Source organism: Pontibacter sp. HJ8 (assembly GCF_054824225.1).
On the sequence record NZ_JSYF01000160.1, the window covers coordinates 1 to 9,386 of the forward strand.

The 9,386-nt window shown below is 53.8% G+C and carries 9 protein-coding genes; 3 read left to right on the top strand and 6 right to left on the bottom strand.

Annotated features, from left to right (window positions below):
• Window positions 1–146: 146 nt before the first annotated feature.
• Entirely contained in the window at window positions 147–1,331 is a 1,185-nt protein-coding gene (locus OB13_RS08225; RefSeq protein ID WP_461489678.1) for a serine hydrolase domain-containing protein, read from the bottom strand.
• A gap of 126 nt (window positions 1,332–1,457) precedes the next feature.
• Here OB13_RS08225 and OB13_RS08230 point away from each other — a divergent pair, with 126 nt between their 5' ends.
• The gene (locus OB13_RS08230) at window positions 1,458–2,054 is read left to right on the top strand and encodes a DsbA family oxidoreductase (RefSeq protein WP_461489679.1); all 597 of its coding nucleotides are present in this window, start codon (window positions 1,458–1,460) and stop codon (window positions 2,052–2,054) included.
• A gap of 59 nt (window positions 2,055–2,113) precedes the next feature.
• On the opposite strand, the gene OB13_RS08235 is transcribed toward OB13_RS08230, so the two are convergent.
• The gene (locus tag OB13_RS08235) at window positions 2,114–2,941 is read right to left on the bottom strand and encodes a tellurite resistance TerB family protein (RefSeq protein ID WP_461489680.1); all 828 of its coding nucleotides are present in this window, start codon (window positions 2,939–2,941) and stop codon (window positions 2,114–2,116) included.
• 284 nt (window positions 2,942–3,225) lie between these two features.
• On the opposite strand from OB13_RS08235, the gene OB13_RS08240 reads away from it, so the two are divergent.
• Entirely contained in the window at window positions 3,226–4,086 is an 861-nt protein-coding gene (locus tag OB13_RS08240; RefSeq protein WP_461489681.1) for a formylglycine-generating enzyme family protein, read from the top strand.
• A 48-nt stretch (window positions 4,087–4,134) separates the two neighbouring features.
• Here the strand turns inward: OB13_RS08240 and OB13_RS08245 are convergent, their stop codons facing one another.
• Window positions 4,135–4,587: a MarR family winged helix-turn-helix transcriptional regulator gene (locus OB13_RS08245; RefSeq protein ID WP_461489682.1), complete on the bottom strand. Its 453-nt coding sequence runs from the start codon at window positions 4,585–4,587 to the stop codon at window positions 4,135–4,137.
• A 216-nt stretch (window positions 4,588–4,803) separates the two neighbouring features.
• Between OB13_RS08245 and hisC the strand changes: the two genes are divergently transcribed.
• Window positions 4,804–6,960, top strand: a complete 2,157-nt coding sequence (gene hisC, locus OB13_RS08250) for a histidinol-phosphate transaminase (protein WP_461489683.1) — start codon at window positions 4,804–4,806, stop codon at window positions 6,958–6,960.
• A gap of 50 nt (window positions 6,961–7,010) precedes the next feature.
• Here the strand turns inward: hisC and OB13_RS08255 are convergent, their stop codons facing one another.
• From OB13_RS08255 to OB13_RS08265, 3 genes are all read right to left on the bottom strand, one after another.
• Complete coding sequence (locus OB13_RS08255) at window positions 7,011–7,568, bottom strand: NUDIX hydrolase (protein WP_461489684.1); 558 nt, start codon at window positions 7,566–7,568, stop codon at window positions 7,011–7,013.
• 500 nt (window positions 7,569–8,068) lie between these two features.
• A complete protein-coding gene (locus tag OB13_RS08260) occupies window positions 8,069–9,169 on the bottom strand; it encodes a CgeB family protein (protein ID WP_461489685.1) in 1,101 nt (366 codons plus the stop codon).
• A partial coding sequence (locus OB13_RS08265) for a glycosyltransferase family protein (RefSeq protein ID WP_461489686.1) occupies window positions 9,166–9,386 on the bottom strand: 221 nt, incomplete at its 5' end. The genes OB13_RS08265 and OB13_RS08260, both read right to left, overlap by 4 nt.

Below are 9,386 nucleotides of genomic sequence, written 5' to 3' on the forward strand. Positions count from 1 at the left end.
CAACGCCAGGTTGCTATACCTGGAACAGCATTTCCGCCAGTTACAAACTGGCATTATAATCCACCACCAGTTATTGCTTCGCTCAAACTTGCGGTATACATAGGCGATCTGAAGTGGGCCTTGCGGTTATTATACCTGAAACTTACCTACTCCTTCACCGCTGCCAGCACCCGCTTGATAAGTTCGTCCGGATTGCCGTTGTGCCAGCGCCAGACGATGACGATGTCATGCTCCGGATCAACCCAAATCGTGTTCTGCCCGGCGCCCAAGGCAGCGTAGCTGGTAGTCGGGGCGCTGGGCCAGGCCTTGCCTTCGGTGTTGAGCCACCACAGGTAGCCGTAGTCAGGACCAACGGGGCCACGTTTTGTAGTAGCTTCCTTCACCCACTTCTCCGACACAATTTGCTTATCTTCCCAACGGCCATTGCGCAGGAACAGGTAGCCAAAGCGGGCTTCGTCGCGGGCACTTATCCAGAGGCCGCCACCCCAGCGGGTACCGCCACTCACTGAGGGCATGCGCTTGCCATCGATCTCCACGTAGGAGTTGCGGTAGGGAACATACTGCCAGGAGTCTGAAGCATCGATCGGGTCCATCACTTCCTCCTTAAAAACTTCCGGTATAGGCTTCTTCCAGAGGCGCAGCAGCGACAGGGCGAAACGGTTGATACGCACGTCGTTGTACTCGTAGAACGTGCCCGGCTCCTGCAACTCGCGCGGCTTGCGTTCACCTTTGCCATATTCTTTCTTGCCTACAAAGTCGTGCTTTTTGCCCCACATGTCACCTTCCCACTCGCTCGTCTGGCGCGCATGGTGCTCCCAGGTTACTTTCCGGTTCTGCTCCGAATCGTAGCCGCCGTCCTGCACATAAGCAGTCACGGGGTCCTGGATGTCCTTTATCATACCCCGGTCAATGGTGATGCCCAGGATGGTGGAAAGTACGCTTTTGGCAACGCTATAAGTGGGATCCACGCGGTCCGTCTCACCCCACTCCGCTACGATGTAACCGTTCTTCAAAATGATGCCGTTGGTGCTGGCTCTGTCATTCGGTATAGGGCCGAGCATCCGGCCAAAGATCTCTTCCTGCGTAGAAAAGTCCCTGGACATCTGGGTGGTCTCCTGCTGCCTGGCCCAGTCTACCGCTTCCTGCAGCAGTGCTGCGTCCATACCCAGTTGCCCAGGCTGCTTCTTCTCCCACTTATCTCCTTTGCCGGGGTAGTATACCTTCGTTTCAGCTTTCTGAGTGTGTGTAGTGGCGGCAGGCTGCTGCGGTTGCTGCTGACAGGCAAACAGGCTTAGTGCCAATGCCAGGTATAGGATTTTGTTTTTTAGCATCGTGTCGGGTAGGTAAAATAAGAGTTCTAAATCTACGCAAAAGATAAGTACAACTGCTCGTTCACCAAATTTGCTTAAACAAAAGGATGCCTATACCTGTAGATAAATCCTATAAAGATAAAAGCCATGCTACAGATCAATGTATATTCGGATTACGTTTGCCCCTACTGCTTCCTGGGGGAGCAGGTGCTGGAGAGAGCCCTGGAAGGTATGGAAGAGCGGGTACAGGTAGAATGGATGCCCTTTGAGCTGCGCCCTTACCCTACTCCTACCCTCAAACCGGAGGATAATTATTTGCAAACCACCTGGAAAGAATCAGTATACCCGATGGCCAGGCAATTGGGTATAGAAATCCATTTGCCCAAGGTATCGCCGCAGCCTTATACCCACCTGGCATTTGAAGGCTACCAGTATGCAAAGGAAAATGGCGTAGGAGCAAAATATACCCATCGTATGTTCACCGCTTTCTTCCAGGAGCATCAGGATATCGGGGACATCGATGTGATTACCCGGCTGGCGGAGGAAATTGGCTTGAATGAAGCTGGTTTCAGGCCGGCCCTGGAGTCGCGCCAATACAAGGAAGTACATCAGCAGGCACTACGGCATGCGTATCAAGCAGGTATACAGGCAGTTCCTACTTTCATCATAGGCAACAAAGTGGTGCGGGGGCTGCTGCGGGAGGAAGACTTGAGAAGGCTGATACAACAAGAGCTGGAAGCATAATACCGCCAGCTCCTGTTCAATTTCAGATAGTAATTAAAGGTATAGCCGTTAGGCGATGCCTACCAACTGGTGCCTCCCTTTTTGCCACCCAGCAGGCCACCTAGTAAGCCCCCGAGTCCGCCCGAACCCATGCCGCCATACCGGCTTCTGCCGTTCAGACCGCCCAGCACCGAGGCCATCGATCCCAGGCCGCTGGTGGAGCGTCTGCCGCCTCCCATCAGGCCGCCTCTGCCGCCCATCATCCCGCCGAGCAAGCCCCCCAGAAGTCCGCCGCCGGCCAGGCCGCCTAAACCACCCATCATGCCACCGCCATAGCTTCTGCGCCGGCCACCACTCATCATTTTCGCAATCACGATCGGCGCTACGATACCCAGCATACCCTGCACCATTTGTGGCGAAATGCCTGCCTTTTGGAACATATCGCCAAAGCCATTCTTGCTCATAAATGACTGCGAAGTCGGATCTTCGCCCTGCTGCTGGGCTTCATCGGCCTTGTTTACAAACTGTTCCAGCACGCTGTACTGCTTCTGGTCCACGCCCAGGTAATCGGCCATTTCCTGTATGCGCTTCTGCTCGTCCTGGGTATATTGTCCGTCGGCCTTGGCAAAACTGATGATATCGGTGACAAAGGAGAAGCGCAACTGGCTCTTTTTCAGTACATCCAGGGCACGCTGCAGGCTGATCTGGGATGGGTTGCGGGCAATTTCCACCACCTCCTGCTCCACGTTTTCGGGCATTTCAGCGCCCTCGCATAAGATTCTCAAAAACTCCAGTTCCTCGTCGGATGCATGTCCGTCGGCAGATGCGATAGTGGCAAGGGCAGCTAAATAGGCGCCTTTCTCCTCGAGGGTATAATCTTTCAGTAATGTAGTTTGGTCCTGTTCCATAGCTTGATTCGGTTTTATATAGCCATTTTAACGGTTGTCTGAAGGCAGGGTTGGCATCCGCAGCAAGATCCACCGGGATTCGCCGATCCCCCCTATTTCCGCAAGCCGGACTACCCGAATGAGCTGCTGGTTTGTGCGGTTCTGTTCCTATTTTTTTATAACTTGAGTAGCCGGTATCCGTTTTGGCTGCATACGATGTCCTGACTGTTTTTATGCTTTATTCTTTTCTTCTTATCCTGACGTACTTTTCAGCGTGGTATACGGCTGGCCCTGGCAAACCTGCTTTGCCGGTTCCACCCGGAGGTATACGGTTGCAGGAAAATCTGTACATGGACGAGACGGAGCTAACCAACGTGCATTGGCTGGAATATCTTTACCATCTTCAGAAAGACTCCAGTGCAGCGCGCTACACAGCCGCCCTGCCCGATACCAGCGTTTGGGAAGAAATGGACGTGACCGGTTACATGAAGAAAAACTACCTGCGCTCACCTGAATTTCGGTTTTACCCGGTCGTGGGTATCAGTTATGAGCAGATGCAGAACTATTGTATCTGGCGCTCTGCTGCGGCTTCGGCTGCCTTCAATGCAAACCCGAAGAACAAAAAAAAATATAAGCTGCAGGCGTATGAGGTTGTTTTCAGGTATCGCCTGCCCACGGCAGCAGAATGGGAGCTTGCAGCAGCACAGGGCAAACGCGGCAAGTGGCAGAACAAAACGAAAGCCACCGGGGCCGTTGCCTATAGCATCATCGACAGCCTGGGCAACAACCGGCCAGATAAACAAAAAGACCTAAGCCTATACCTGGCACAACACCCCGATACAGCCGTTAATTGCCTGAAAAAATTTGATGAGGGCTTCTACTACGGCCAGTTGCGGCCTGAGCGGGTTCATCCTTCCGCTGAAAAAAAACCAGAGGGGGGAAATGGCCACTACCCGCACCTGCTGGGCAATGTGGCAGAAATGACCTTGCAAAAGGGTGTGGCCAAAGGAGGCAGCTGGGCGCACCGCCTGGAGCAGGTTTCAGTTACAAAGGTAAACGCCTATGTTGCCCCGGCTGCTTGGCTCGGCGCCCGGTGTATCGGCGAGGTATACCGGATACCCCGGGCAGAAACTCCGAAAAGCGCTTTTCAAAAAGAGAAAAAATGAATGCCCGCTGACTTTTGATGCACCTTGCAGCTATGTCTGGATGGGAAATTATGCCCGGATAGAATCCAGCGTATTACTCAGATTCTCGGCATCAGACTCCGAAACATCCTTGAATAAGTTTTCTTCCAGTTGCTGCATCAACGGGTCCAGCTTGTCGAGCAGTTGCAAGCCTTTGTCCGTGATGGAGATTTCCACTTTGCGGCGGTTTTCCTCGCATAGCTCCCGTGTCACCAGTCCTTTCTGGCGCAGCTTCTCCACCAGGCGGGTTGCATTGGACATGCGGTTGAGCATGCGCTCCTGTATCTCGAAGAGGTTAATGGGTTGGCCTTGCTGCCCCCGCAAGATACGCAACACGTTGTACTGCTGCGAGGAGATATCGTATGGTTTCAGGAGGCTGTCGATACGGGCCATCAGCCATTCGCCTGTAAACATCAGATTCAGCGACGCCTTGTGAAAAGCACTTCTGAATGCACTCGTTTTGATTTCATCTTCCAGTTTCATATTGATTCCCTTGTAACTATTGTATATACAATATATCTGGTCACTTAGTTTCATTCTCCCCCTTCGGTATAAATTAAACTCAACTAAAACTAAAAACCGTACTGTATTATTTTTTCACTATGGAAGCCGGGCGTTTATTAGGAATGCCTTTCTAAATAAGTATCTTGCTACTTTCAGACCTGCACCAGGTATACTTTTTCAATTTTGACTGACAGAATGGGGAGTAATAAACCGACCATATATCATGCCGCTTCCAACGAGAATCTGTTTGGCGCTTCCCAGAAAGTGACCGAAGCTCTGCAGGAAGCTCTGTTTCAGATCAATACCTATCCGCAGCCGGATGCAGCCGATCTGCGTGCGGCTATTGCGGGAAAATTGGGCATACGACCGGGAGAGATCATCATCGGCAGCGGGTCTGCCGAGCTGATCTCCCTGCTGGTGCGTACCTTCTGTGGTCCAGCCAGTGCTGCCAGCATACTTTCTCTGGCTCCTTCCTACCCCTTGTACCGGCTGGAGGCGCAGGCCCTGCAGGTTCCGTTCCGGGAGGTGCCGCTCACCAGCAGCTACCAGGTAGATGTAAATGCCTTGCTGGAGAAGGTAGACGCTACCACCAAACTATGTTTTCTGTGTAACCCCAACAACCCGACGGGCACGTACCTGCCCCAGGCCCAACTGGACCACCTGCTGCACAACCTGCCCCCGCACGTGATCCTGGTCGTGGATGAGGCCTATGTAGAGTATGTGACGGCTCCCGATTACGGCGATGCTGTTACCTACCTGGATCAGTTTCCGAACCTGATCGTGCTGCGAACGTTCTCCAAAGCGTACGGGCTTGCCTCCCTGCGCATCGGGTACATGGCAGCGCGGGAAGAACTGATCCGACAGGTGCTGCAGGTCAAGCAGCCTTACAATGTAAACCAGCTGGCCCAGGTAGGAGCATTGGCAGCGCTGCAGGATGCAGCATTTCTGCAGCAAACCCTGCAGGCCACGCAGGCCGGTAAAGCTCATCTGGAACAGGCCCTGCAACAGATGGGCATACAGTACTGGCCTTCGCAGGGGAACTTCCTGCTGCTGGACGCCGGCATCCGGGCAGATGCCATTTACGATCACCTGCTGCAGCATGGCATTTTAGCCCGCAAGACCGAGGATCCGTATACCCTGCGCATTACGGTAGGCCGGGAAGAACACCAACAACACCTTATCTACATGCTCGAAAACTTACTAAACCCCTACAACCTCCAGCCACATCCGTTGCTGGCACAGGTTCTGGAAACAGGCCATGCCCTGCAGGAGGGTACAACTGAAGCCGCAGCAGCCGCAACAGCGCAACTGTTCGCAGCCGCTTCAGGCCATACCAGTGCAGAAGCACGCATTGCGACGGCTTTTGCCCACGCTTTTGCTGCCCGAAATCAGCAGACCGCACATCATGCCGGCAATCTGTACAACTCCACCTATGGCGTGATGGATATGATCGCAGCTTTTAATGTGCTGGTGAAAGCAACGCCGCTGGTATCATTTGGCCATCGTTTTGCCAACCACATCATCCTGTCTGCCATAGCAGATGCCCGCGAGGTATACCTGCTGGACCTGGGTATCGGAAGCGGACTGCAGTGGTTCCACCTGATGGAACAGCTGGCCGCGCTGCCACAAGGGGCTCCTACCCTTCACCTCACAGGTATAGACATTCCGGCAGCGGCCGGCGATCCGGAGCAGCGCCTCCGTGAGACAGGCCTGCGCCTGCAGGAGCACGCCCGTCGCCTGGGACTCCGGTTCAATTATGAAGGTATAGCTTCCAAACTGGAGGAGATGGACCTGACTACGCTCACCATTGCCCCTGACCAGGTACTGGTCGTCAACTCGGCCCTGACACTCCACCACATCCCCGATCAGCTGGTAGCGGAGCCGGATGAGCGGGACCGGGTGTTGCGCCAGATCAAGGCACTCCGCCCGGCCCTGTTTACGCTGACCGAGCCTGATTCGGAGCACAACAAGCTGGACTACCTGCCCCGTCTGCGCGAGTCGCTGCGCCACTACTATACCCTATTTGATGTGCTGGACACGCTGCTGCCACCGGACATGCCGGAGCGCCAGGTCATAGAGCAGGAGTTCTTCGGAAGGGAAATCATCAATGTGGTATCGTGTGAGGGCAGCCAACGTGTAGAGCGCCACGAACGGAATGAAGCCTGGCAGCGCCGCCTGGTCCGGGCCGGCTTTAGTCCTGTGCAGCACTCCGACCTTATCACCGTGCTGTCGGAAGAGCTGCAGCTACACCCGGACTTCAGCCTGGCCTACAACGGCGCCGGCTATACCTTGCACTGGAAGGGAACCAATGTGATCGCTGCTACTGCCTGGCGGGTGGATGCCCCACGCTGATTAAATAGAAAACACCCCTCGCTTGCCTCTGGCGAGCGAGGGCAAACTACCTAATACCCAAGCTTGCGCAGCGCCAGCAGGCAGAGGGCTACCGAACCGGCGACGTTTACCTGGCCGCTCAGCACCATTTGCTCCACCTCCTCCAGGGGGACTTTCAGTACTTCAATGTGCTCGCTTTCGTCGAGGTCCTGCTCTGCTATTTTTCGCACATTGCGGGCCAGGAAATAAGAAACCTTGTTGGTATCCTTGGTTGGATTATCGATCACCTGCAGCATGGGCTCCACGTCATCTGAGGTATAGCCGGTCTCCTCCAGCAGTTCCCGTTTGGCAGCTTCCAGGGGGTCTGTCTCGTGCGCATCGATCACACCGCCGGGTAGCTCAATGAAGATGTCACCGGCTGCATGCTTGTACTGTCGCACAAAAAGCACATGCCCATCTTCTGTCACCGGGAAAGTGAGCACGACGTCCGGTCGGACACTCACAAAATAATCGTCCATGACAAGCCCGTTTGGTAGCTCCACATGGTCGCGTCGCAGGGTGTACCATTTATGTTCAAATACATTGTATGATTTCAGCGTCTTCCAACGCTCTATTCCTTTTGTGCCCATTTTTAGTTATAGGTAGTACGACTTAAAATTACAGTGAAAAAGCATAAGAGAGCCACGCCCGCTGCAAAGAAGTTACAGCAAGCGTGGCTCTAGGTATAGGTAAGCGTTATGGCTTTGCGTCAGCTCCGGAAACCATAGAGTATTTTTGCCCGCATTATTTTAAAGCATTCCACCAGTCCTGACAAGGTGCCGATAAGTACTCGGATTGCTTCTATTGCTGTTACTGCAGTTCTTCGTCCGGTGCCACTATCTATACCTCAAGTTCTGGTCGTTGGGATGCAGGCCGCAGGAGCACGTTATGGCTTGGGGGGTCATAGTCAGGAGCCCTCCAAGGTGGTCTCACCGGCCATTTTCTTCTCGCTAAGAGCCGGTATATCACCTAAGGTATAGTTGCAACCCGTCTATGTTCTGTTGGACAAGTGAAGAATGAGACCATATACAAGCGCTCCTATCTCCTCCATCCCTCCCTTGCGTTTTATAAACCGGTATGTGCCAGTGGATCAACCGGTCACAGAAACTTCTTCCTGATTCAACGGGCCAAGCGTCATCAGTTCGGCCGCATAACTTTCCAGTTCTTCTGCCCGGTGTGCGGCCGTGTGATGTGCCATGACTTTTTTCCGGGCTCTGGACCCGATAGTCTTGCGCTCTGTATTGCAGATCTCCCGCAGGTACCGCAAGGTATCGGCGGCCGAGTAGGATACCAGGATTTCTGTTTCAAAATCGAAGAGGGACTCCAGGCCTTCCCAATAATCTGTGATAACAGGCGTACAACAGGCAGCTGCCTCAAACAGGCGTACACTCGGAGAGTAACCTGCTTTGATCATATCGGCACGCGTAACGTTGAGCGTAAAGCGCTGGCTGTTATAGAAGTCACGGTGCTCGGTCGGTGGCAGGTGCTGAATGTGCTTTACGTTGCCAGGCCATATGATGCTTTCGGGGTATTGCGGACCTGCCACCGAGAAGCGCCCTTCCGGCCATTGCCTTGCCGCCTCCAGCATCAGTTTATCGAGCGGGGGCTGCCGGTCATCGGAGTAAGTGCCCAGGTAGCCTAAGTCCCACTTGATCTCCCGGTACTCATAGTAATACAGCTCCGGATCCAGGGAGCAGTAAAGTACACGTGCCATCGGCGAGCCATACTTCTTTTCCAGCAGGTCCAGCGTTGGGCCACCCGTGCAGGAAAGGTACAGGTCGTAGCGCGGAATCAGATCCGGGCGCAGGTACTCGTAGTCCTCTCGCTCCAGTTTGGCCAGCGTAACAGGCGTATCGATGTCGTAAAAGGCTTTTATACCTTTTGCTGTTTTGCATACCCACTCCCCTACCTGCACGCCTTCCTGCACATAGGAGCCGACGATCACCAGGTCGGCCTGACGCACATGCTCCGTGAACCGCTTCTTCAGTTCATCCAGGGAGGTATAAAGTTGGGTCTGGCAATATTCCGGATCGGGCAGGTCCCGGTGACTGGCATACCGCGGCGCGTCACGCTCCAGAAATAAAACCTGGTGTCCTCTGTTATTCAGTTCGCGAACCAGTCCGCGGAACGTGGTGGCGTGGCCATTGCCCCAGGAGGAGGTGATCGATAGGCCAAGTATTACGATGTTCATGCCAGTACCTTTTTTTGTTGTCTTATTTTTGAATAAAGTAATTTCTCCAGCTGCGCTGCGCGATGGCTGTACGTGTGGGCGTCAAGCACTTTCCTGTAGGCGGCTTGGCCTATGTTTTTAACTTTGTCAGGGGATAGATCCGCTAGAATAGCGGCTACTTCATCACCACTTTTTGCTACGAGTATTTCCGTACCTGGTTCGAAGAAAAAGTCAATTC

Coding starts and splice junctions, on each gene's coding strand:
- OB13_RS08225 (WP_461489678.1), bottom strand. CDS start 1,331: ATGCTAAAAAACAAAATCCTATACCTGGCATTGGCACTAAGCCTGTTT.
- OB13_RS08230 (WP_461489679.1), top strand. CDS start 1,458: ATGCTACAGATCAATGTATATTCGGATTACGTTTGCCCCTACTGCTTC.
- OB13_RS08235 (WP_461489680.1), bottom strand. CDS start 2,941: ATGGAACAGGACCAAACTACATTACTGAAAGATTATACCCTCGAGGAG.
- OB13_RS08245 (WP_461489682.1), bottom strand. CDS start 4,587: ATGAAACTGGAAGATGAAATCAAAACGAGTGCATTCAGAAGTGCTTTT.
- hisC (WP_461489683.1), top strand. CDS start 4,804: ATGGGGAGTAATAAACCGACCATATATCATGCCGCTTCCAACGAGAAT.
- OB13_RS08255 (WP_461489684.1), bottom strand. CDS start 7,568: ATGGGCACAAAAGGAATAGAGCGTTGGAAGACGCTGAAATCATACAAT.
- OB13_RS08260 (WP_461489685.1), bottom strand. CDS start 9,169: ATGAACATCGTAATACTTGGCCTATCGATCACCTCCTCCTGGGGCAAT.